The 22,758-nt window shown below is 71.4% G+C and carries 19 protein-coding genes; 11 read left to right on the top strand and 8 right to left on the bottom strand.

Annotated features, from left to right (window positions below):
- Positions 1–77: 77 nt before the first annotated feature.
- The 8 genes from ACFWCK_RS18140 to ACFWCK_RS18105 all read left to right on the top strand — a co-directional run bounded on the left by ACFWCK_RS18140 (position 78) and on the right by ACFWCK_RS18105 (position 10,426).
- Entirely contained in the window at positions 78–1,025 is a 948-nt protein-coding gene (locus ACFWCK_RS18140; RefSeq protein ID WP_378807196.1) for a zinc-binding alcohol dehydrogenase family protein, read from the top strand.
- Positions 1,026–1,092: 67 nt separating this feature from the next.
- A complete protein-coding gene (locus ACFWCK_RS18135; protein WP_378807195.1) occupies positions 1,093–2,451 on the top strand; it encodes an O-acetylhomoserine aminocarboxypropyltransferase/cysteine synthase family protein in 1,359 nt (452 codons plus the stop codon).
- Between the two features lie 23 nt (positions 2,452–2,474).
- The gene (locus ACFWCK_RS18130; RefSeq protein WP_378807194.1) at positions 2,475–3,293 is read left to right on the top strand and encodes a shikimate 5-dehydrogenase; all 819 of its coding nucleotides are present in this window, start codon (positions 2,475–2,477) and stop codon (positions 3,291–3,293) included.
- 93 nt (positions 3,294–3,386) lie between these two features.
- Positions 3,387–4,910: a Mur ligase family protein gene (locus ACFWCK_RS18125; RefSeq protein ID WP_378807192.1), complete on the top strand. Its 1,524-nt coding sequence runs from the start codon at positions 3,387–3,389 to the stop codon at positions 4,908–4,910.
- A 93-nt stretch (positions 4,911–5,003) separates the two neighbouring features.
- The gene (locus tag ACFWCK_RS18120; RefSeq protein WP_378807190.1) at positions 5,004–5,702 is read left to right on the top strand and encodes an RNA polymerase sigma factor; all 699 of its coding nucleotides are present in this window, start codon (positions 5,004–5,006) and stop codon (positions 5,700–5,702) included.
- The gene (locus ACFWCK_RS18115) at positions 5,692–6,162 is read left to right on the top strand and encodes a hypothetical protein (protein ID WP_378807189.1); all 471 of its coding nucleotides are present in this window, start codon (positions 5,692–5,694) and stop codon (positions 6,160–6,162) included. The genes ACFWCK_RS18120 and ACFWCK_RS18115 overlap by 11 nt, the downstream gene beginning before the upstream one ends.
- Positions 6,163–6,193: 31 nt before the next feature.
- Positions 6,194–7,930, top strand: coding sequence for a S8 family serine peptidase (locus ACFWCK_RS18110; protein WP_378807187.1), 1,737 nt, complete (start codon positions 6,194–6,196; stop codon positions 7,928–7,930).
- Positions 7,931–7,957: 27 nt separating this feature from the next.
- Positions 7,958–10,426 (top strand): CHAT domain-containing protein, encoded by a 2,469-nt coding sequence (locus ACFWCK_RS18105; protein ID WP_378807186.1) that lies wholly within the window; start codon positions 7,958–7,960, stop codon positions 10,424–10,426.
- A gap of 192 nt (positions 10,427–10,618) precedes the next feature.
- Here ACFWCK_RS18105 and ACFWCK_RS18100 read toward each other — a convergent pair whose 3' ends face one another.
- Positions 10,619–11,476 carry a sulfurtransferase gene (locus ACFWCK_RS18100; protein ID WP_378807185.1) on the bottom strand — a complete coding sequence of 286 codons (858 nt, stop codon included), beginning with the start codon at positions 11,474–11,476 and terminating at the stop codon, positions 10,619–10,621.
- Positions 11,477–11,559: 83 nt separating this feature from the next.
- Between ACFWCK_RS18100 and ACFWCK_RS18095 the strand changes: the two genes are divergently transcribed.
- Both ACFWCK_RS18095 and ACFWCK_RS18090 read left to right on the top strand, forming a co-directional pair.
- Positions 11,560–12,576: a Gfo/Idh/MocA family protein gene (locus tag ACFWCK_RS18095; RefSeq protein WP_233311356.1), complete on the top strand. Its 1,017-nt coding sequence runs from the start codon at positions 11,560–11,562 to the stop codon at positions 12,574–12,576.
- 20 nt (positions 12,577–12,596) lie between these two features.
- Positions 12,597–13,523, top strand: coding sequence for an NYN domain-containing protein (locus ACFWCK_RS18090; RefSeq protein ID WP_378807184.1), 927 nt, complete (start codon positions 12,597–12,599; stop codon positions 13,521–13,523).
- Positions 13,524–13,531: 8 nt separating this feature from the next.
- Here the strand turns inward: ACFWCK_RS18090 and ACFWCK_RS18085 are convergent, their stop codons facing one another.
- From ACFWCK_RS18085 to ACFWCK_RS18055, 7 genes are read right to left on the bottom strand one after another with little or no spacing between them, the layout of a single operon-like run.
- On the bottom strand, positions 13,532–14,539 hold the full coding sequence (locus ACFWCK_RS18085; RefSeq protein WP_378807183.1) for a sugar phosphate isomerase/epimerase family protein: 1,008 nt from the start codon (positions 14,537–14,539) through the stop codon (positions 13,532–13,534).
- A gap of 10 nt (positions 14,540–14,549) precedes the next feature.
- Positions 14,550–15,500: a sugar phosphate isomerase/epimerase gene (locus tag ACFWCK_RS18080; RefSeq protein WP_233311359.1), complete on the bottom strand. Its 951-nt coding sequence runs from the start codon at positions 15,498–15,500 to the stop codon at positions 14,550–14,552.
- A 24-nt stretch (positions 15,501–15,524) separates the two neighbouring features.
- On the bottom strand, positions 15,525–16,352 hold the full coding sequence (locus tag ACFWCK_RS18075) for a carbohydrate ABC transporter permease (protein WP_233311360.1): 828 nt from the start codon (positions 16,350–16,352) through the stop codon (positions 15,525–15,527).
- Entirely contained in the window at positions 16,349–17,308 is a 960-nt protein-coding gene (locus tag ACFWCK_RS18070) for a carbohydrate ABC transporter permease (protein WP_378807181.1), read from the bottom strand. The genes ACFWCK_RS18075 and ACFWCK_RS18070 overlap by 4 nt, the downstream gene beginning before the upstream one ends.
- A 6-nt stretch (positions 17,309–17,314) precedes the next feature.
- Positions 17,315–18,634, bottom strand: coding sequence for an extracellular solute-binding protein (locus ACFWCK_RS18065; RefSeq protein ID WP_378807180.1), 1,320 nt, complete (start codon positions 18,632–18,634; stop codon positions 17,315–17,317).
- Between the two features lie 44 nt (positions 18,635–18,678).
- On the bottom strand, positions 18,679–20,163 hold the full coding sequence (locus ACFWCK_RS18060) for a GMC oxidoreductase (RefSeq protein WP_233311363.1): 1,485 nt from the start codon (positions 20,161–20,163) through the stop codon (positions 18,679–18,681).
- 47 nt (positions 20,164–20,210) lie between these two features.
- Positions 20,211–21,320, bottom strand: a complete 1,110-nt coding sequence (locus ACFWCK_RS18055; protein WP_233311364.1) for a Gfo/Idh/MocA family protein — start codon at positions 21,318–21,320, stop codon at positions 20,211–20,213.
- 115 nt (positions 21,321–21,435) lie between these two features.
- Between ACFWCK_RS18055 and ACFWCK_RS18050 the strand changes: the two genes are divergently transcribed.
- Positions 21,436–22,650 (top strand): ROK family protein, encoded by a 1,215-nt coding sequence (locus ACFWCK_RS18050; RefSeq protein ID WP_378807179.1) that lies wholly within the window; start codon positions 21,436–21,438, stop codon positions 22,648–22,650.
- Positions 22,651–22,758 lie beyond the last annotated feature (108 nt).

Here is a 22,758-nt window from a genome sequence, read left to right as displayed (position 1 = left end):
CCACGCCGGTGGGCGACGCCGGCGGCCCCGTGCCGCTCGCGCGTCCCGACCCCGCCGACCCGTCGTAGCCTGGAGCCATGGCGCAGGCGATCGTGCAGACCGAGCTCGGCGGACCCGAGGTCCTCACCCTCGTGGAGGTGCCGGATCCGGTGCCTGCGCCCGGCGAGGTCGTCGTGCGGATCGAAGCGGCCGGCGTGAATCCGATCGACGTCAAGCAGCGCAGTGGCTTCCGCCCCCTGCCGCCGATCACCGAGCCCCGGCACCTGGGCTTCGACGGAGCGGGCGTCGTGACCGCGATCGGATCCGGCATCGAGGGTCTCGAGGTCGGCGACCGCGTCACGATCCGCGACACCCGAGGCACGTACGCGACCGCGCTCGCCGTGCCGGCCGCCCACACCTGGGTGATGCCGGACGAGGTGACCGCCGCACAGGGCGCCGCCCTGGGGATCCCCGCGGGCACCGCGTACCAGTCGCTGCTCTCGCTCGGCGTCGGCAACGACGACCTGCTGCTCGTGCACGCGGGATCCGGCGCGGTCGGCCAGGCCGCGGTCCAGTTCGCCGTGAACGGGGGCGCCACCGTCATCGCCACGGGCGGTGCGGCGTCGCAGGAGCGCCTTCGCGAGCTGGGCGCGATCCCCGTCGTCTACGGGGAGGGCCTCGAACAGCGCGTCCGGGACGCCGCGGACGGGCGGCCCGTCACGGTCGCGCTCGACGGCGCCGGCACGGACGAGGCGATCGCCGCCTCGCTCGCCCTGGTCTCCGACCGCGACAGGATCGCCACGATCGTGCGCGGCCCGGACGCGGCTTCGCTCGGCATCCGCGCGTTCAGCGGAGGCAGCCCCGTCCCGCTCACGGAGCAGGAGCTCGCGTGGCGCGCGGAGGCCGTGTCGGCCGCGCTCGGGCTCATCGCCCGGGGTTTCTTCTCGATCGAGTTCGGCCCTGAGCTGCCTCTGGCCGAGGCCGCCGAGGCGCACCGGCTCATCGAGGCGCGCTCCGCGCGCGGCAAGATCGTGCTGCGCCCCTGACCCGCCGGATCCGCAACAGTCGGAAACATCCCTGCGGATCCGCACCCGCGCGCCCGAGGATGGGTGGGTGACCGACAGCGCCGCCTCCTCCCCCGACACCCGTTTCGCCACGAAGCAGGTGCAGGCCGCGTATGTCTCCGGCACGCCGCAGAACACCGCCGTGCCGCCGCTGTACCAGTCCGCCGCCTACGAGTTCGGCTCGCTGGCCGAGGCCCGCGACCTGTTCGCGCTGCGCCGTGCCGGCAATATCTACAGCCGCAACGCCAGCCCGACGCAGCAGCTGCTCGAAGAGCGCGTGACCGCGCTCGAGGGCGGCGTCTCGGCCGTGGCCGTGGCGAGCGGCCAGGCGGCGGTCGCCGTCACGATCCTCGCGCTCGCCGGTCGCGGTGGGCATGTCGTCGCGGCCGACCGGCTCTACGGCGGAACGGTCGACCTGCTGCAGGACACGCTCGCCGACTTCGGCATCACCGTGACCTTCGTCGACCAGGACGACCCGGAGGCCTGGCGCGCGGCGGCGAACGAGCGCACCCGGCTGTTCTTCGCGGAGTCGGTCGCGAACCCGCTGGCGCAGGTGCTCGACATCCGCTCGGTCGCCGACGCCGCGCATGCCGCCGGCGTCCCCCTCGTGATCGACAGCACCGTCGGCACTCCGTACCTGATCCGCCCGGGCGAGCACGGCGCCGACTTCGTCGTGCACTCCGCGACGAAGTACCTGAGCGGCCACGGCACGTCGCTCGGCGGAGTCGCGGTCGACCTCGGCTCCTTCGACTTCGGCGCGCAGCCCGCGCGGTGGCCGCAGTTCACGGCGCAGCACGACCGGTTCGGCCCCCTCTCGCTCTGGGAGCGGTTCGGACAGGGCTTCGCCTTCGCCGCGCTCGTGAAGGCGAAGTACGTGCACGACCTGGGGCCCTCGCTGTCGCCCTTCAACGCGCACCAGATCCTGCAGGGCATCGAGACGCTCGACCTGCGCGTCTCGCGTCAGAGCGCGTCCGCCCAGACCATCGCCGAAGCCCTCCACGAGAACCCGGCGATCGACGCTGTGCACCACCCCGGCCTCCCCGGCAACCCCTGGCACGACCTCGCCGCGCGCTACCTCCCCCGCGGCATCCCCGCGGTGTTCTCGATAGATCTCGTCCCCACCGGTGACGAGGCCCTGGATCAGGAGCGCGTGGAACGGTTCGTGGACGGTCTGAAGATCGTGCGCCTCGTGGCGAACATCGGCGACGCCCGGTCGCTCGTCTCCCACCCCGCCTCCATGACTCACTCGCACCTGAACGCCGCCCAGCGCGCCACCGCCGGCATCGGATCCACGACCGTGCGTCTGTCGATCGGCATCGAGGACCCCGCCGACATCCTCGCCGACCTCGAGCAGGCGCTCTCCCTTGCGATCACCGCGACGACGCAGCAGGAGTTCGCGAACGCCTGAGCCGTCGTCGGTACGCTGGTCCCGTGCCGATCCTGAACAAAGACATGACGCTGTGCATCTCGCTGTCTGCGCGCCCGAGCAACAACGGCACCCGGTTCCACAATCACCTCTACGAGGCGCTCGGGTTGAACTGGATCTACAAGGCGTTCGCCCCGACCGATCTCGCGCAGGCGATCGCCGGCGTGCGAGGCCTCGGTATCCGCGGCTGCGCGATCTCCATGCCGTACAAGGAGGACGTGATCGCCCTCGTCGACCGGATGGATCCGTCGGCCACGGCCATCGACTCGGTCAACACGATCGTGAACGACGACGGGGTGCTCACCGCGTACAACACCGACTATTCGGCGATCGCCGAGCTCATCGCGCGGAACGGGATCGAGCCCGCGTCGTCCGTGCTGCTGCGCGGATCCGGCGGCATGGCGAAGGCGACCGCCGCCGCGTTCCGTGACGCGGGGTTCTCGGACGTCACCATCGTCGCGCGCAACGAGGACGCAGGACGGGCACTCGCGGGTCTCTACGGCTTCGGCTGGGCTGCGGACGTGGACGGGAGAACGGCCGACGTTCTGGTCAACGTGACCCCGATCGGCATGGCCGGGGGCGCCGAGGCTGCGGCGCTGTCGTTCCCGCCGTCCGCGATCGATGCGGCACGGGTCGTGTTCGACGTCGTGGCACTCCCCGCCGAGACGCCGCTCGTGCGGGCGGGACTCGCCGCGGGCAAGACCGTCATCAACGGGGCCTCCGTCGCCACGCTGCAGGCGCTCGAGCAGTTCGTGCTGTACACGGGCGTGCGCCCGACCGACGAGCAGGTGCGCGCGGCCGAGGAGTTCATGCGCGCGCAGTGAGTCGCGGGGGTCCTGGACGGTCGCGTTTCGTCTCGGTCGCCTTCGGCGTCCTCGCTCAACGACCGGGAAGCGCCCCGGTAGACTCGGACGGTCATGCCCTCCGTGTCGAACTACCCCGCCCCGCGCCTGGATTCCCGCCCTGTCGAGACGTTCCGCGCGACGCTCGGCGACCTCGCGGCACGCCTCGACGTCGCCGCTCCCGTCCGCGCCGACGCGGCGTTCACGGGTGTCGCCGTGGGCACGGAGCACGTCCGCGCCGGCGACCTGTTCCTCGGAATACGCGGGGCGAATGCGCACGGGGCCCGGTTCGCGGCGAAGGCCGTCGAGGCCGGAGCCGCCGCGGTGCTCACCGACGCCGAGGGCGCCGCCCTCGTGCCCGACGACGTCCCGGCGCTCGTCGTGGACGATCCGCGCCTGGCCGCCGGCCCCGCATCCGCGTTCCTCTACCGAGACCCGGTCGCGTCGATGACCTCGATCGGGATCACGGGCACCCAGGGCAAGACCACGACCGCGTTCTACGTGGCCGCCGCCGCGGGCATGTCCCGGTCCGGCACGATCGGATCCATCGGCACGACCGTGGGCGACGACTTCTTCCCGCCCGTGCTGACCACCCCCGAGGCGCCCGAGCTGCAGGCGCTGTTCGCGGTGATGCGCGAGCAGCGGCTCGGCACGGTCGCCGTCGAGGCGTCCAGCCACGCCCTCACCCTGGGCCGCGTCGACGGCTTCGCGTTCGACGCGGGGATCTTCCTGAACCTGGGCCACGACCACCGCGACTACCACCCCACCCAGGCCGACTACTTCGCCGCGAAGGCGCTGCTGCTCACCCCCGCGCACGCGAAGATCGGCATCGTCGACATCGACTCGCACTGGGGCCGCGTGCTCGCCGCCCAGGCCACGGTGCCGGTGCGCACGACCTCGGCGAGCGGATCCGAATCCGCCGATTGGCGCGCCGAGGACGTCGAGCTGCGTGCGCACGGGTCCTCGTTCGTCGTGCGCTCCCCGCATGGCGAGCGCGTGCCGTTCACGACCCAGCTGACGGGCGCGTTCAACGTGAACAACATCCTCGCCGCCGTCGCTGCGCTCGCCGAGTCCGGGCGCGAGCTCGCCGACCTCGCCCCCGGCATCGCCGCGCTGCCGAGCGTCGAGGGGCGCCTGCAGCGGTTCGACTTCGGGCAGGCGTTCACGGCGATCGTCGACTCGGCGCACAAGCCCGAGGCCATCAACGCCGCACTGCGGGCGATCCGCACCACGACGCCGGAGGGCCGCCTGATCGCTGTGCTCGGCGCGAACGGTCACCGTGACGCCGCCAAGCGCCGCATGATGGGCCGCTTCGCGGCGATGTTCGCCGATGTGCTGGTCATCACCGACGACAACCCCTACGACGACGATCCGGCCGAGATCCGCGCCTCCCTCATCGCCGGCGCGCGTTCGAGCACGGTCGAGATCACCGAGATCGCCGACCGTCGCGAAGCCATGGCCGCTGCCGTGCGGATGGCGCGCCCCGAGGACACCGTGGTGATCCTCGGCAAGGGTCATGAGCGCTATCACGCCCTCGCCGGCGGCGAGATCGCCTGGTACGACCCGGACGTGCTGCGCGAGGTCATCGAGGCGCTCTGATCCTCCTGTCGCGGATGACACCAGATCCGCGCGCGGAAGTTGTATCAGCGAGCCACTATCGCTCTCCTGCCCCTTGTGGAGACAATGGGCGCCATGACGGCCACCGGCGACCGTACGCAGCCGTTCGACGAGCGCGACGAGGCCTTCGGCGACGCCGTCGAGCGTGATCGCAGCGCGGCCGAGGGCCGGGTGGCGGCGCGGGCCGGCGCGGGATCGGACCCGCCCCGATGGGAGCGAGCGACGGCCCTCTTCCTGCGCTGGCGCGACGGGGAACCCCGCGCCATGGACGAGCTCGTGCGTCTGATGACGCCGGTGCTGTGGCACGTCGCGCGAGCGTACGGGCTCGACCGCGCTCTGGCCGAGGATGTCGTGCAGTCCACCTGGATGGCGCTCATGCGCCGGCACGCCGCGATCGACGAGCCGCGTGCGATCTCGGGGTGGCTGACGACGTGCGCCCGGCGCGAGGCGTGGCGCGTGGGCCGGCTGCAGCGCCGAGCGGATCCCACCGAGACGGAGTTCCTCGAGCCGCACCTGCCCGTCGGCGAGTCCGCCGAACACCAGGCGCAGCGCGGCACGGAGGCGGGGGCGCTGTGGAGCGCCGTCGGGGCGTTGAACGCGCGGTGCCAGCGGCTGCTGCGCATCGTCGCCTTCGAGGAACGGCCCGACTACGCGCGCATCGCACAGGATCTCGCGATGCCGATCGGCTCGATCGGGCCGACCAGGCAGCGCTGCCTGGGCAAGCTCCGCGCACTGCTGGAGCAGGACGGATGGGAGGACGACGATGACCGTTGAGGAGGCAGCGGCCGATGCGGCGCTCTTCGCGCGACTGCGCAGCGCGTGGGGGATGCACGATCCGGTGCCCGCCGGGCTCGCGGACCGGATGGTCGCGGCCGTCGCGGTGGAGGACCTCGGACGCGAGTACGCGCTGCTGACGCTGGTCGAGCAGGAGGGTCCGATCGCCGTACGCGGCGAGACCGACACCGCGACGCTCCAGTTCAGCGATGGGAGCACCGGCGTCGTGGTGCACGTCACGACGACCGAAGCGCATCTGCGACGGATCGACGGGTGGGTCGACGGGGCCGTGCTCGTGGTCCGCCTGACGCAGCAGGACCGCGAGTGGACGGCCGAGCTCGCGAACCCGGGCCGGTTCGCCTTCGATGCGGTGCCGACCGGCCTTTCGGCGCTGCGACTGGTCCTGCGCGGCGCGGACGGCGAGCCGACGGAGTTCCGAACTCCGATGTTCGAAGTGTGATGCGAGACGACGGATCGATCAGGAGGCGCGGATGGCACGGGACGATGAGGGGCGGCATGACCAGGACGAGGACGGGCCGAGGCCCCGCTCACGACCGAGCTGGCGCGAGCGGGAGCGCGCGGCGCGGCTCCGGGGTGCGGTGCTCGACGTGACTCTGCAGCCGGCGCACGGCCCCGCGGCCCACACCACCGCCTACGAGCCGGACGTGCTGCTGGTGCGGCCGGCACTCTTCGAGCGGGACGCGTCCGGACGGCGCGGCGACGAGAGGCTGGCCGCTCTCGCCGAGGCGCTCGGCTGGAGCCTCACCGTGGAGCGACTCGAAGACGCCCCCGGAGCGCGGAAGGACGGCGACGTCCCGCCCGGCGCACGACGGGCGCCGGAGGGAGCCCGGGAGACCGAAGGAGCCCGGCGGACGGACGCGCAGGAGAGCCGGGTCGGATCCCCTCGCGACCCCGGCGTCGCGGATTCGACGCGTCTGCGGATCGCCGTGTCGGCGAGCGCGGCCCGCGACGCCCGGCCGATCCTCGCGCCGGATGCCTGGCGCCTGCTCGTGGCCGCGCGCGACGACGGCATCCCCGGCCTCGCGCTGAACCACCTGCTCGGGATCCATCCGTTCACGGGGAATCCCTTCACCGGCAATCCCTTCACCGGCAACCCGTTCACGGGCAACCCCTTCACCGGCAACCCGGCGGGACTCGCGAGCTACGGGTTCCCCGGCTTCGGCGGACGTCAGCCCGTCGCCTGGACCGGACCGGGGCCCGCGCGCTCCCCGCTGCCCGCGGGGGCGCGTCGCCCGATCGTCGCTGTGCTGGACACCGGATGCGGCGCGCACCCCTGGTTCGGGAACATGCCGGGAGCGGCGCCGGATGCGGATCCCGTGCTGATCACGTGGACGAATCTCACCGGCGAGCCGCTCGGGCTGACCGACCCGGCGACGGACCCCGAGCGGCACCCGAGCTTGAGCGAGCCGCTCGACGGACACCTGGATCCGGTCGCCGGGCACGGCACTTTCATCGCCGGCCTCGTGCTGCAGGCCTGTCCCGAGGCCCAGATCCTGCCGGTCCGGGTGTCGGACGGGAACGGCATCATCATGGAGAACGATCTGCTCGGCGCGCTCGGGCGCATCGTCGGGCTCCTCGAGTCCGGGACGCTGCGCCTGGACGTGATGAGCCTCTCGTTCGGCTTCTTCCACGAGTCCCCCGGGGCCGAGGAGACGCAGAGCGAGCTGTACGCGCTGCTGCAGCGCGTGCGCAGGAGCGGATGCGTCGTGGTGTGCTCCGCCGGCAACGATGCGACCGACCGGCCCTCATCGCCCGCGGCGCTCTTCGCCTGGGGTCCGGAATCCGGGATCGATCCGGCCGATGAAGCCGGCCTCGCGCCGCAGGTCTCCGTCGGCGCGCTCAATCCGTCGGCGCGCTCGGTGGCACTGTTCTCGAACTTCGGCCCGTGGGTGCGGACCTATGTGGTCGGCGTCTCGGTGCTCTCCACGCTGCCGGTGTCGTTCGACGGGGGGTCGCAGGCCGGCATGCGCGACGACGAGGAGGGCCGTCGGCGCGAGACACTCGACCTCGACGACTTCGCGGGAGGGTTCGCGGTATGGAGCGGCACCTCGTTCGCCGCGCCGATCGTGGCAGGACGGATCGCCCGCGAACTCAGCGCGGGAGCGCTCGCCGCGCGCGGGCCGATCACGCCCGCCGAGGCAGTGGATGCCGTGCTGGAGCGCTGCATCATCGAGGATGGATCGCGCGCGCAGAAGACCCTCCCGTAGCGGGCGCCGACGCGCCATGCTGTGAGGGTGACGCTGACGGCGGATGAGCTGTACCGGCGCGGCCGCGCGCAGTTGAACGCAGGCCGGAACGCCGCGGCGCGGCGCGAGTTCCTGCGCGCGCGAGCGCGCACCGAGGATCCCAACCTCCGGGCGAGGATCGCGGGGTCGATCGCGGCGATCACGATCCGCCAGGGAGACCGCACCTCCGCCGAGGCCGTGTGCCTCGACGCGCTGCACCTGCCCGGACTCTCCGAGGCGACAGCGGCCATGCTCTACGGTCAGCTCGGGCTGGTCGCGCTCGAACGCGGTGATCTGGCGCGCGCGATGACGATGCTGGATCGCGGCATCGCCGGAATCGGAGACGAGGTGGAGCATCGGGGGCCGATGCTGCTCAACCGCAGCGTGGCGCACATGCAGGCCGGACGGCTCGAGGAGGCGATCACCGACCTCGATCGGGCGGTCCCCGACTACGCCGCGACGGGGGACGAGGTCTCCCGGGCGATGGCGGTGCACAACCGCGGCTACGCGGCGCTGCTCGCCGGCGAGCTGGTGCCCGCGCTCGAGAAGATGGGCGAGGCGCAGACGGTGCTGAGCGCCGCCTCGGCCGTGAACGCGGCGATCTGCGACCGCGATCGCGCCGAGGTGCTGCGGGACGCCGGGCTCACCCGCGATGCGGAGCGCACCCTCGAACGGGCGATCCGGGTGTTCGGCGCGCACCGGATGAGGCAGGCGCGCGCGGAGGCGGAGTTCCATTTGGCGCGCTCCCTGCTGAGCCACGAACCGGAGCGGGCGGCGACGATCTCCTCCGCCGCGGCACGACGATTCCGCGCCGTGGGGAGCGACTCGTGGGCGGTGCGGGCGGACGCCGTGCGGCTGCGCGCCCTGCTGACCGTCGAGGCGGACGGCCGGCCGACGGGGCTGCGCGCTCCGGGCGACGCCGAGGTCGACCGCGTCGAGGCGCAGTTGACTCACCATCGGCTCCGGGCCGAGGCGGCGTCGCTGCGGCTCACCCGGCAGCGTCACCACGCACAGACCCGCACCGCGATCCCCGCGGCCCAGGCGCGCATACGGGTTCCGCCCGGCGCGGGGCTGCAGGTGCGACTGCTCGCGCTGGAGGTACGGGCGGCGCGGGTCGCCGCCGCGGGCGACGACGCGGCCGCACGTCGGATCGCCGCTGCGGGCCTGGACGAGCTGGCCTCCTGGCAGGCCTCGTTCGGCAGCCTGGATCTGGCCACCGCTCTCGTCATGCATGGTGCGGGCCTGCTCTATGCCGGGCTCGAGGCGGCCGTCCGCTCCCGTCGGCCGGCGGTCGTGTTCGAGTGGTCGGAGCGCGCCCGGCACCTGAGCCAGCAGACCGTGCCCCTGCGCCCCCCGCCCGACCCCGGGCTGGCCGCGGATCTCGCCGAGCTGCGGATGCTCCGCTCCGAGGCCGCGTCGGGCGACTGGCTCGCCCACCCCCGCGCCGCCGAACTGAGCCAGCGCGTGCGGCAGCGGGAGTGGTCCTCGATCGGACGGGCCGGAGGTCGGGAGCGCGCCACCATCGACGAGCTGCAGGCGGCGCTCGACGCGGACAGCGCCTTCGTCGCCTACGCCTATCAGCGCGACGGCCTGGTCGCGGTCGCGGTGACCGCGGACGACGCCCGGGTGGTCGACATCACCGGCTGGCCGCGGGCACGACGAGCGATGGCAGGACTGCGCGCCGACCTCGATGTCGCCGCGACCGTGCGCGCCGGTGCGATGGGCGCGGTCGTGCGCCGGGCGCTCGACGAGCGTCTCGCCGAGCTGTCGGATGCGCTGCTGGCGCCGGTGCTCCCGGTGGTCGGCGATCGGCGCCTCGCCCTGGCCGCCGCGGCGATCCTGAACGGGCTCCCGTGGGGCATGCTGCCGGCGATGCGCGAACGGGTGTTCACTGTGACCGACTCGGCGACGCAGTGGCTGCGCGCCCGCGGCGAGGCGCCGTTCCGCGGTGCGGGCTTCGCCGTCGGTCCGCGCGTCTTCCGGGGCGGCGAGGAGGTGAACCGCGCCGCGGCCGCCTGGCCGAGCGCACGGGTCCTCGATCCCGACGAGGCGACCGTCGCCGCCGCGACGGAGCTGTCCACTCGGGTGAGCGTGCTGCACATCGCCGCGCACGGCCGCCATGCCGACGGCAACCCCATGTTCTCGGGCCTGGAGCTCGCCGACGGCGCCCTGTTCGGCTATGACATCGACCGGATGGAACGGGTCCCCGACACCGTCGTGCTGTCGGCGTGCGAAGTCGGGCGCTCGTCGGTGCGCTGGGGATGGGAAGCCATCGGCATGACCCGGGTCTGGCTGCACGCGGGGTCGCGTGCCGTCATCGCGACGCCCGTGATCGTCGCCGACGACGACGCGTGCGAACTGCTCGGCGCGGTGCACGTCGGTCTCGCCGCCGGCCTCGTCCCCGCGGAGGCGCTGGCCGGAGCGACGGCGCGGACGGGCGTGCTCTCGCCCTTCCAGGTGCACGGCAGCGGATTCTGAACCCGATGTATCACGGCCGTCGCCGGCGGCTCCTGCTCTTCGGATCGATACGGTGCGGCCGCCGCGGGGAGCGTCGGCCAGAGGGGACGCCGTGAACTGGGGATGTGCGCGGAAGCGATGGCGCGCAGCGATCCGAGAGGAGGGGGTGCCTCCGAGGGGACCGGCGGCACCCCCTCCTGCGTGATGCGCAGGTCACTCGTCGAGCGGATCCTCCACGGCCGGCACGGGCCCGACCTCGACCGGGCGTCCCGGGGTGTTCGACCAGGCGCTCCAGGATCCGGGGTACACGGTCACCTCGCGGCCGATGAGCGCCCCGGCGAGCGCGAGCTGAGCCGCTGTCACGCCGGATCCGCAGTACGCCGCGATCGGCACCTCCTCGCCGGCGCCCACGGCCTCGAACGCGGCGACGATCTCCGCGGGGCTGCGGAACCGCCCGTCCGCGGTGAGCAGCTCGGAGATCGGCAGGTTGCGCGCACCCGGGATGTGCCCCGCGACGGGGTCGATCGGCTCGGTCTCGCCGCGGAACCGCTCGGGGGCGCGCGCGTCAAGCAGCACTCCGCCCCACTCCGCGACCTGGTCGGTGTCGAGGACGTCCGCGGTGCCCGGCCGGCTCAGCACGACGTCACCCAGCTCCGGGACGACCTCGCCCTGCTCGATCTCTCCCCCGGCGGCGCGCCAGGCGCCGAGACCGCCGTCGAGCACGCGCACGTCGGCGATCCCCGCCCGACGCAGGGCCCACCAGGCGCGGGACGCCGGCAGCGAGCGGGAGTCGTCGTAGACCACCACGGTCTGCCCCTGCCGGATGCCCCACCGCCGCGCCGCCTCCGCCAGCGCGTCGTCGGAGGGCAGAGGATGCCGGCCCTCCGAGGCGGCGCCGTGACCGGCCAGCTCCGCCTCCAGGTCGGCGAACACCGCGCCGGGGAGGTGCCCGGCGAGATGGTTCGCGTGCCCGTCCGTGAAGCCGAGGCGGTAGCGCACGTCGAGGATCCGAGGATCCGCGCCCTCCTCGATGAGAGTGCGGAGGTCGGCGGCGGTGATGAGGTCTGCCATGGCCCCATCCTCTCAACACCGCAGGGCGGGGTGGGGGCTCTCCCCGGAATCGGAACGACGCAGGAGCCCGTACGCTGGGAGCCATGACCGGCCACTCCCCTCGACCCGCAGCATTGCGCTGGGGCATCCTCGCCACGGGCGGCATCGCCGCCGCCTTCGCCGCCGACCTGCGCACCGCGGGTCTGGATCTCGTGGCCGTCGGATCCCGCTCGCAGGATTCCGCCGACGCGTTCGCCGCGCGCTACGGCATCGCCCGGGCGCACGGCTCGTACGCGGCGCTCGTGGCGGACCCCGACGTCGACATCATCTACGTCGCCACTCCGCACCCGATGCATCACGCCGACGCGCGTCTCGCGCTCGAGCACGGCAAGCACGTGCTCGTCGAGAAGGCGTTCACCCTCAACCGCGCCGAGGCGCAGGACCTCGCAGACCTCGGCCGCGAGAAGGGCCTGCTCGTCATGGAGGCGATGTGGACCCGGTATCTGCCGCACATGGCGCGACTGCGCGAGATCATCGCGGCGGGCACCCTGGGCGAGATCCGCACCGTCTCGGCGGACCACACCCAGACGCTGCCGACGGATCCCGCACACCGCCTGAACGCTCTCGAGCTGGGCGGCGGGGCGCTGCTGGATCTCGCCATCTACCCGATCTCCTTCGTCGTCGGCGTGCTGGGCGTGCCGACCGAGGTCAAGGCGGTCGCCCGCCTCCTCGAGACGGGCGCCGATGCCGAGGTCGCGACCGTCATGACACACGACGGCGGAGCGATCTCGACCACGTTCTCCTCCTCGCGCACCGCCGGGCCGAACACCGCTGTCGTGCTCGGAACGAAGGCCCGCGTGGAGATCGAGCGCTGGTGGTGGTCGCCCTCCGTCCTGCGCGTGATCGACCCCGAGGGCGTCGTGCTGGAGGAGTTCTCCGCGCGCCCCGCCGAGGGCGAAGGACGCGGGATGCAGTACGAGGCGATCGCCGCCGAGCGCTACGTCGCCGACGGATCCCTGGACAGCGACCTCCTGCCTGTGGCGGAGTCGGTCGCGATCATGGGTCTGCTCGACGAGATCCGCGCGCAGATCGGCGTGCGGTACCCCAACGAGATCGCCTGACCGACTCCGGAGGAGAACCCATGGCTGAGCCGCAGGACACCCGTGTCGCCGTCTATCTCGACTTCGACAACATCGTCATCTCCTGGTACGACCGCGTGCACGGACGCAACGCGTACAGCAAGGACCGTCAGCGGATCCAGGACAATCCGGCCGATGCCGAGGTCGCGGAGCGGCTCAAGGCCGCGATGATCGACGTCGGCGCGATCATCGACTACGCGTCGTCGTTCGGCACCCTGGTGCTCACGCGGGCGTACGCCGACTGGTCTTCGCCGGTCAACGCCGAGTACCGGTCGCAGCTGGTGGCCCGTGCCGTCGATCTCGTGCAGCTCTTCCCCGCTGCGGCGTACGCGAAGAACGGTGCGGACATCCGCCTGGCGGTCGACGCGGTCGAGGACATGTTCCGTCTCCCCGACCTCACCCACGTCGTCATCGTCGCCGGCGACAGCGACTACGTGCCGCTCGCCCAGCGGTGCAAGCGGCTGGGCCGGTACGTGATCGGCGTCGGCGTCGCCGGATCCACTGCCAAGTCGCTCGCCGCCGCCTGCGACGAATTCGAGGCGTACGACTCGCTCCCCGGTGTCGAGCGCGCGGCCGCGCCGGCGGCGGCGGCCGAGGAGACGGCGCCGAAGAAGCCCGCCGCCAAGCAGACCCAGGGAGCGCGCAAGCAGTCCCGTACGGTCGCGGAGAAGGAGGAGCCGACCCGCTCGGAGCAGGAGGAGGCGACCGCCACACTCGTGCGCGCGCTGCGCCTCGGCCACGACAAGAGCGACGGCGACGAGTGGCTGCACAGCTCGGCGGTGAAGACGCAGATGCGCCGCATGGACCCCTCGTTCAGCGAGAAGGCCCTCGGCTACCGCTCCTTCAACGCCTTCCTCAAATCGCGCGCCGACATCGCCGAGCTCGAGGAGACCGGGCACGAGCGGCTCGTGCGCCTCAAGGAGGCCTGACCCGCCCGCTACTGGTTGCGGAAGGCGGCGTCGAACGAGGCGGCGGGCTTCGGCCAGAGCAGGGAGCGCACGTACTGCACGGCTTGAGCGGCTCCATGCAGGCGGTCCATGCCCGCGTCCTCCCATTCGATCGAGATCGGTCCCGTGTAGCCGATCGCGTCCAGCGCTCGGAACGAGTCCTCCCACGGCACGTCGCCGTGCCCTGTCGACACGAAGTCCCAGCCGCGGCGCGGATCACCCCAGGGCAGGTGCGAGCCGAGCACGCCCGCGCGGCCGTTCCGCGGCCTCATCCGGGTGTCCTTGCAGTCGACGTGGTAGATCCGGTCCTGGAAGTCCCAGATGAAGCCCACCGGGTCGATGTTCTGCCACATCATGTGCGACGGATCCCAGTTGAACCCGAACGCCTCCCTGTGGTCGATCGCGTCGAGGGCGCGCACCGAGCTCCAGTAGTCGTACGCGATCTCGGACGGGTGAACCTCGTGCGCGAACCGCACCCCTTCGGCGTCGAACACGTCGAGGATCGGGTTCCAGCGGCGCGCGAAGTCCTCGAACCCGGCCGCGATCACGTCGTCCCCGACCGGCGGGAACATCGCCACGTACGGCCAGATCGAAGACCCGGTGAAGCCGACGACGGTGTCGACGCCGAGCTTGCGCGCCACGCGCGCCGCCCGCTTCATGTCCTCCGCGGCACGCTGCCGCACGCCCTCCGCGTCGCCGTCGCCCCACACGTGGTCGCGCAGGATCGCCTGGTGGCGGAAGTCGATCGGCGCATCGCACACCGCCTGGCCCGCGAGATGGTTCGAGATCGCGAACGTCTTCAGGCCGTGGCGATCCAGGATCTCGAGTCGCGACGCCACGTAGGCGTCGTCCTCATCGGCGCGCTTCAGGTCGAGGTGATCGCCGGACGCGGCGATCTCCAGCCCGTCGTACCCCCAGGAGGCGACGAGGCGGGCCACCTCCTCGAACGGCAGATCCGCCCACTGACCGGTGAACAGCGTGACGGGATGCGTGCTCATGAGCATCTCCTCAGGACTTCGTCGCGTCGGCCAGCCAGCCCGCCGTGTAGACCGCGCTCTCCGTGGGATCCATGCTGGCACGGTCGACTTCGATCAGCACGGTGCCGTCGAACGAGTCGGGAAGAGCTCCGAGGATTCCGACGAGATCGAGATCTCCCAGGCCCGGCTCGCGGTACAGACCGAGGTTGGTCGCCTTCTCGTAGCTCAGCCCCTCCTCGCGGGTGCGCCGGGCGACGGCGAGGTCGATGTCCTTGATGTGCAGGTCCTGCACCCGGTCCCCCCACTTCTCGAGAACGGCCCGGGAGTCGATCCCGGCCCATTCCAGGTGGCCGATGTCGAACGCCGCTCCGAGGCGCGACGCGTCGATGTTCTCCAGGACGTACTCGTACTCCCGCTCGGTCTCGATCAGAGTGCCGACGTGGTTGTGCAGCCCGGGACGCACACCCTCGGCGTTGAGCACGTCGACGGCCTCGTCCAGCAGCTCCAACTGCTCGTCGAGGCGGTCCTGATCGAAGTCGTAGCCGACCGCCGGATGCTCCCAGCGCGGAGCGGCGTAGTCGACCTCGGCGGCGAGGAAGATCCGGGACAGCCCCATGAAGGTGGACTCCTCGGCCTTGCGGCGCACGCCGTCGAACCAGTGGGCGCGCTCGAACGTCCCCTTCTCCAGGCGTCCGCCGTGCGCGGATCCCACCGGCACCTGCGCGTAGCCCGGCGAGACCCGCAGCCCGGAGTCCGCGATCATGCGGGCGTAGCTCTGCAGCGTCTGGGTGTCGAGCACCTCCATCATGGTCGTGTCGAATCCGGCGGTGCGGATCTGCGCGAGCACATCGGGGTACTCAGCCACGAAGGTCGGATCCGCGAACCGCCACAGACCGGGGCTGTCCGGGTCGGAGGGGTCGGACAGCACGTTGATCCACTGGATCGCGTTGAGCGAGAACGTCAGCGTGGAGAGGGATGCCATGTCGATGCCTTTCGAGAGGTGGGGCTACTTCAGTCCTGTGGCGGCGACGCCCTGGATGAAGTACTTCTGCAGGAAGAGGAACAGGATGAGGATCGGCAGCAGCACGACCATGGCGCCGGCGAGAAGCACGCCGAACGCGATCGTGTTGGACGCCTGCGAGGCGACCGCGAGTCCGACCGGCGCCGTGTACACGTCCTGCGACTGCGCGACCACGAGCGGCCAGAGGAAGTTGTTCCACGAAGACAGGAACGAGAGGATCCCGACGGTCGCGAGGCCCGGGCCGGTCAGCGGGAGGAAGATCCGGAAGAAGATCCGCGTCTCCCCCGCGCCGTCCAGGCGAGCCGCCTCGAGCAGTTCGAAGGGCACGCCGTGCGCGAACTGGCGCATGATGAACACGCTGAGCGGCATAACCAGCAACGGCAGGGCGATCGCGATGAGTGTGTTGACCAGGCCCAGTTGCACGACGATGACGAACTGCGGCACGAACAGCGCGACGTAGGGCACGATCATCGACACGATCACGAGCGGGAAGATCACGGCGCGACCGCGGAAGCGCAGCTTGGCGAGCGCATAGCCTGCCATGGCGCTGAACAGCACGTTGCACACGACCACGATCGCAGAGACCACGATGCTGTTCGCCATGTAGCCGCCGAAGCCGCCGTCCGTGAACAGGCCGATGTAGTTCTGCACCTGGAACGACTTCGGGAACCATGCGCCGGGGTCCGAGAAGAACTCGGCCTGGGTCTTGAAGGATCCGAAGAACACCCAGACGAACGGCAGCAGCATCAGGACCGTGATCACCGCGAGGGCGATGTAGGTCAGCGTGGAGCGGAGCGGGGTTGTCTTGTTCAATGCTTCGGCCTCAGCATTCGGAACTGGATGAAGGCGACGATGCCGACGAGGATGAGCAGGATCACGGATCCGGCCATCGATGAGGCGATGTTGCCGAAGCCGAACTGCTCGTAGACCCACAGCGCCATCGGCCGGGTCGATCCCAGCGGACCGCCCTTGGTGAGCAGGAACGGCTCCTCGAAGATGTTCAGGAACGACACGGTCATGAGGACCGTGACGAGGAGGGTGGTGGGGCGCAGAAGCGGCAGCGTGATCGACCAGAGCCGGCGCATCGTGGAGGCCCCGTCCGTCGCGGCCGCCTCGTAGATCTCCTCGGGAACGGCCTGGAGCCCGGCGAGGAACAGGATCATGCAGGTTCCGGCGTTGCGCCAGACCCCCATCATGACCACGGTCACGATCGCCCACTCCGGCTTGCCCAGCCAGTTCACCACCGGGACGCCCAGGTTCGAGAAGGCGCTGTTGACCGGACCGGAGATCGAGAAGGCGTACTGCCAGATCACGGCGGCAGCGACGATGTTCGTGATCACCGGCACGTACACGGCGGCGCGGAAGAAGGTGCGCAGCCGCCGGATGCCGTTGTTCAGCATGAGCGCGAGTGCGAACCCGAGCCCCATGCTGAGCGGCACGCACAGCACCACGAACATCACGGTGTTCCCGAACGCGCTCTGGAACGCCGGCGATCCCAGGACCTTGGCATAGGCCTCGAATCCGGTGAAGTTGACGTTGAGCGGATCGCGGATGTCGCGAGCGGTCATGTCGGTGAGGCTCGCGCCGACGGCCAGGATCGTGGGTACGGCGGTGAAGACGGCGAAGATGAGCAGGAACGGGATCAGGAAGATCCATCCGGTGGCCGCCTCCGCGCGGGATCCCTCATGCGCGGAGACGGCCCGGGTGGTGCCCCGGGGGCGTCGCGAGGACGCCCCCGGGGTGACCAGTGCACGCGTGGCGGTGGACATCGGCGACTACTTCCCGCCCAGCCCGATCGACTCCGCCTGCTGCTGTGCGGCGTCGAGCGCGTCCTTGGCGGAGACCCCGCCGCGCACGACCCGTTCCATCTGCTTGCCGATCACGTCTCCGACCTGCGACCAGGTCGGGACGTTCGGCTGCGCCACGCCGTTGTCGAGCGCGGAGCGGACGGTCTCGAGCATGGGGTCGCCCTTCATCGCCGAGTCGTCCCAGGCCGCCTTCAGCGCCGGCATGTTGCCGAAGATCTGGTACCACTTGACCTGCTGGGCGGAGGCCGACATCCAGCGCACGAACTTCCAGGACGCGTCCTTGTTCTTGGCGTCCTTCGGCACGAGCCAGCTTCCGCCGCCTGTCGTCGCGCCCTTGCCGCCGTCGGGACCGGTCGGGTTCTGTGCGAAGGCGAGGTGGTCCTTCGCCCAGTCCGCGCCGTTGGCGTCGTTGAACCACGCCTTGAACCACGGGCCGCCGTCGACGATCGCCGCGTTCTTGCCCTGCGAGGACCATGGCACCGTGTCGAGGAACTGCGGGCCGTCGGGCGACGAGAGGCCGCTCTTGATGAGACCGGCCCAGTAGTCGAGCGCCTCGACGTTCTTCGGGTCGTTCAGCGTCCACTTGGTGTGATCCGCGTTCAGGAACGCGCCGCCGTTCTGCACGGCCATGACCTGCAGCTGCCCCGCGCTGTACTTGTCGTAGTTGACGGCGAGCGCGAACGGGAACTCGGACCCTGCGGCCTTGAGCTTCTCGCCGAACGCCTTCTGCTCGTCCCAGGTCTTCGGCGCGGCGGTGACCCCCGCCTTCTCCGCGAGGTCGCTGCGGTAGATGAGCATGTTCGCGTAGGTGTACCAGGGCACGCCGTACTGCACGTCCTTCACGATCGAGTTGTTCCAGATCGCCGGGAAGAAGTCGTCCTTCTTCGCCAGGCCGTCCGGCACCGGGTCGAATCCGCCCGTGTTCAGCAGCGCCGGCTGATCCTCGGTGTAGGCGAAGAGCAGGTCGGGCACGGTCCCCGCGGTGATCGCGGCCGTCATCTTCGAGGCGAACTGGTCGGAGGGGACCTTGGTCAGCTTGATGTCGACGTCCGGGTTGGCCTTCTTGAACTCGGCGATCATGTCGGGCAGCTTGTCGCCGTCGGCGCCTTCGGCCCAGAGCTGGACCGTGCCCTTCGCCGGCTTGTCGTCGATCGCGGCGCCGGTGCCGCCGCTGGGCGCGCCGGCGTCGCTGCTGCGTCCGCAGCCGGTCAGCAGCAGGGCACCGGCGGTGAGGACGGCGGTGCCGAGCAGCATTGCTCGGCGCGACCGTCGGGTGGTGAGGTGCATCGCATTCTCCTCTGTATCGGGTGGTGGGTCGGGTTCGGTGATGGTCAGAGCGCCGCGGACACGGCGCGCGCGATGCGCACCGAGATCGTGGCGCCCGTGAGGGTGGCGTTGCAGGTGAGGGCGGTCGGGATGACGCCGTTGCCTGCGAGATAGAGGTTGTCGAAGCCCCAGACGCGCCCGTCCGTGTCGACGACGGCGGTGCCGTCGTCGACGGGGCCCATGCGCACGGTGCCCGTGTAGTGCAGGGAGGCGCCGGCGGGCAGGATCTCGGAGTCCTCCGCGGGGAAGACGCCGATCGCGTTCGCGGCCGCGCGCTGCACGTCCATGGTCCGTCGGATCTCGGCCATGTCCGCCTCGGAATAGGAGAAGCGCACGGTCATGTGCGGCATCCCGAGAGCGTCGGTGCGGTCGTCGGAGAACTCGATCCGGTTCTCGGGCCGGATCTCCGTGGCGCAGTACCAGCCGACGCCGAGCACGTGCTGCCCGTCGAACTCGCGCTCCATGAGCTGTCCGTGAGCGGGGCGAGCGGCTCCGATCGACGGGCTCCAGTACGAGCCGATGAACGGCTCGCCGGCCGGCGGCACCGGGATGTCCGCGTCGGTGAGCCCGAGACGGGCCGCGTCGATCACGACGTCGCCGTCGATCGACGCGTGCTCGTTGAGCCGCACGCCGAGCGCCTCGGGCCTGATTCCCGAGGCCCAGAGCAGCTGCGGGGTGCGCAGCGCGTCACCGGCGATCAGGACCACCCGGCCGCGGAAGGACTCCTCCTCCCCCGATGCGAGGTCGCGTCCGACGAGCCCTGTCACGCGCGCGCCGTCGTGCTCGATCCTGGTGATCAGCACGCCGGTGCGCATCGCGACGTTCGGCTCGCTGCCGTCGAACAGGTACGGGGCGATGTCGCGGGGGCCGGTGCGGGCGAACGGGCGGTCCTGGTGCGGGACCCCTGCCATCGGCATGTACCCGAAGCGGCGCTCGGGGTCAGGGCTCGGCACGGCGTCACGGAGCGCGGCGAACAGCGGCTCGGTGAACGGGTTGTCGACGAGCGGTCCGACATACGTGCGCAGCAGGCCTCGCGCGCTCTCGAGATCCTCGTCCCACTGCGCGCGCGGCAGGAACGGGGGGATCTCCTCGGCGTAGGGCCACGGGGTCGCCGCGGTCCAGTGCACGCCCATGCCGCCGATGTTCCAGGCGACGGACGCGCCGGGGAACTCGGAGAAGTTGTGACCGAGGAACGCCGCGGGGAAGATGCCGGTCGAGTCCGCTGTCCAGCCGTCGCCGTCGATCTCGTTCATCGAGGCGGCGCCGCGGACGTACTCGATCTGCCGCGCACGGCGCATCAGATCCTCGTAGGAGGCGTTCATCGCGTTCTCGTCGACCTCGACGAGGTGCTCGCCGTCGACACCCGTGATCCGCGACCCCGCCTCGATCACGAGGATCGACGCCTCCGGGTTCTGCTCGTGCACCCGGCGGGCGATGATCGCGCCGTTCGGACCGGATCCGACGATGACGAGATCGTATTCGTCTGACATTGCTCTTCCTCTTCTTCGGTTCAGGAGCTCGTGTGCTGATGCAGTGGTCAGGGAGTCTCGGCCGGAACGTCGACCCAGCGCTCTTCCCGGGCGGCGAGGAGCACGGCCTCGGTCAGCTGCGCCGCGCGCACGCCGTCGTCGAAGGTCGGCAGGCCGTCGGGCTGCTCCCCCGCGATCGCGGCGTAGACGTCGGCGACGAAACCGTTGAACGCGTCCTGATACCCCTGGGCGTGCCCGACCGGGAGCCGGGAGAACCGGGCGACGCCGGGATGGGCGTTCTGCGGATCCCGGAACAACTGCGCGTTGCCCTCCCTCCGGCCGATCCAGAGCTCCTCCGGGCGCTCCTGGTCGAAGCGGATGCTCTCCCGCGTGCCGTGCAGCTCGAGGGTGAGGGCGTTCTTGCGGCCCGCCGCCATCTGCGAGACCAGCAGGGTGCCGATCGCCCCCGTTGCGGTCTCGACGAGGATCACGACCGCGTCCTCGTTCTGCACGGGGTGCCCCCCGCGCTCCGCGAACGCCCGGCGGGTGCGGGCGGTGAGCCGGACGATGCGCTCGCCCGCCACGAACTCGAGGAGATCGCAGAGGTGCGATCCGATGTCGGCGAACGCGCGGGACGGGCCGCCCTCGTCGGACGTCGCCCGCCAGTCGTCGTCGGTCGGCAGCAGCATCCAGTCCTGCAGGTAGCCGCAGTCCACCGTGAGCAGAGCGCCGAGTTCGCCGGCGAGGACGCGGGCTCGCGCCTCCCGCACCATCGGGTGGTACCGGTACACGAACGGGACCGCGGCGACCACGTCCTGTTCCCGCGCTGCGGAGGCCAGCGCCCGCGCATCGGTGAGCGAGGTGGCCAGCGGCTTCTCGCAGATCACGTGCTTGCCCGCCTCGATCACGCTCATCGCCAGCGCGGCGTGCGTGGAGTTCGGGGTGCAGACGTGCACGACGTCGCTGTCCCCGGCGAGGAGCTCGTCGACCGTGGCGGCGTGCTCGACCCCGAGCTGAGCCGCGGCGACCGCCGCGCGCTCGGGCGAGGAACTGGCGATGCCGGCGAGGACCGCGCCCGCGGCACGCGCCGCTCGGGTGTGCGCCTGCGCCATGAATCCTCCGCCGAGGAAGCCGGATCGGATCGTCCCGATGCCGGTGTGAGTGACCTCCGTTGTCATGTCGATGATTCTGACACGGATCGACACCCTTTTGTCAAGTGCTAGACAAAAGTCTTGCCGGAACCGACAGATGTCGTTCCTCAGCTCAGCAATACCCGTGTGGTTTACTGACCCTATGAGCGACCCCGACCGGCTGAACGGCGGCGCCTCGCCGGGCGCGGGCGACATGCTGCAGCTGCTCCTCGACGGCCAGGCGCGCACGAAGGCCGACCTCGCGCACCTCACCGGCCTCGCCCGCTCGACGGTGTCGGCGCGCGTCGACGCCCTGCTCGCGTCCGGCCTCGTCGTCCCCGCCGGCGAGGGCCTGTCGACCGGCGGCCGCCCTCCCTCGCGGGTCGCGTTCAACCCGCGGGTCGGACTGGTTCTGGCCGCCGACCTCGGCGCCTCGCACGCGACGGTCGCCGTCTCGGATCTCGGCGGACGGATCCTGGAGAGCACGACACGTTCGCTGCGCATCGCCGACGGCCCCGCCGCCGTGCTCGACGGGGTGCTCGCCGACGGCCGTGCGCTGCTCGAGACCGAAGCCCTGCGCGGCATCCCGCTCGTGGGCATCGGCCTCGGCGTACCCGGCCCCGTGGAGCACTCCACAGGTCGGCCCTACAACCCGCCGATCATGCCCGGCTGGGACCGGTTCGACGTGCCGGGCTACGTGCAGCGCACCCTGGATGTGCCCGTGCTCGTCGACAACGACGTCAACGTCCTCGCGCTGGGCGAACAGGCCACGAGTTTCGCCGACGTCGACGATCTCGTCTTCGTGAAGGTCGCGACGGGCATCGGAGCCGGGATCATCGCAGGCGGGCGGCTGCAACGCGGCGCCCAGGGCTCGGCCGGCGACATGGGGCACGTCAAGGTGCCGTACTCCCCCGAGTCCTCGCATGCACCCGGGGAGGACCGCGACCTCGAGGAGCTCGCCAGCGGCACCGCGATCGCCACAGCGCTCAGGGCCCAGGGTCTCGACGCCATCACGAGTTCGGACGTGGTCGAGCTGGTCCGCAACGGCAACCCCGCGGCGATCGAGGCCACCCGGCAGGCGGGCCGCGATGTGGGCGAGGTGCTCGCCACGTTCGTGAACCTGCTGAATCCGTCGGTCATCGTGCTCGGCGGCAGCATCGCGCGCGCCGGTGAGCACCTCCTCGCGGGCGTACGCGAGGTCGTCTACCGCCGCTCCATCCCCCTCGCCACGCAGCACCTCGCGATCGTGCAGACGCACGCCGGGGAGAAGGCGGCCGTGCTCGGCGCCGCGATCATGGTGGCCCGCCACATCCTCTCCTCGGCGAACGTCGACGCCTACGTGGCGCAGGCGACGAACCGCGCCGACGTCGGCGCCTGAGGCCCCCTCAGGCGCACCGCGTCCGCCGCGCCCGTCTCAGACTCCGTCTCCGTAGCGGGATGGCACTCCCGGGCCGCCGCTCGTCACCCGTTGAGGCTTCGCGGACCT

The sequence above is a fragment of the Microbacterium sp. NPDC060117 genome, assembly GCF_042729315.1.
Taxonomy (GTDB): Bacteria; Actinomycetota; Actinomycetes; order Actinomycetales; family Microbacteriaceae; genus Microbacterium.
This window is presented reverse-complemented; position numbering and strand designations above follow the sequence as displayed.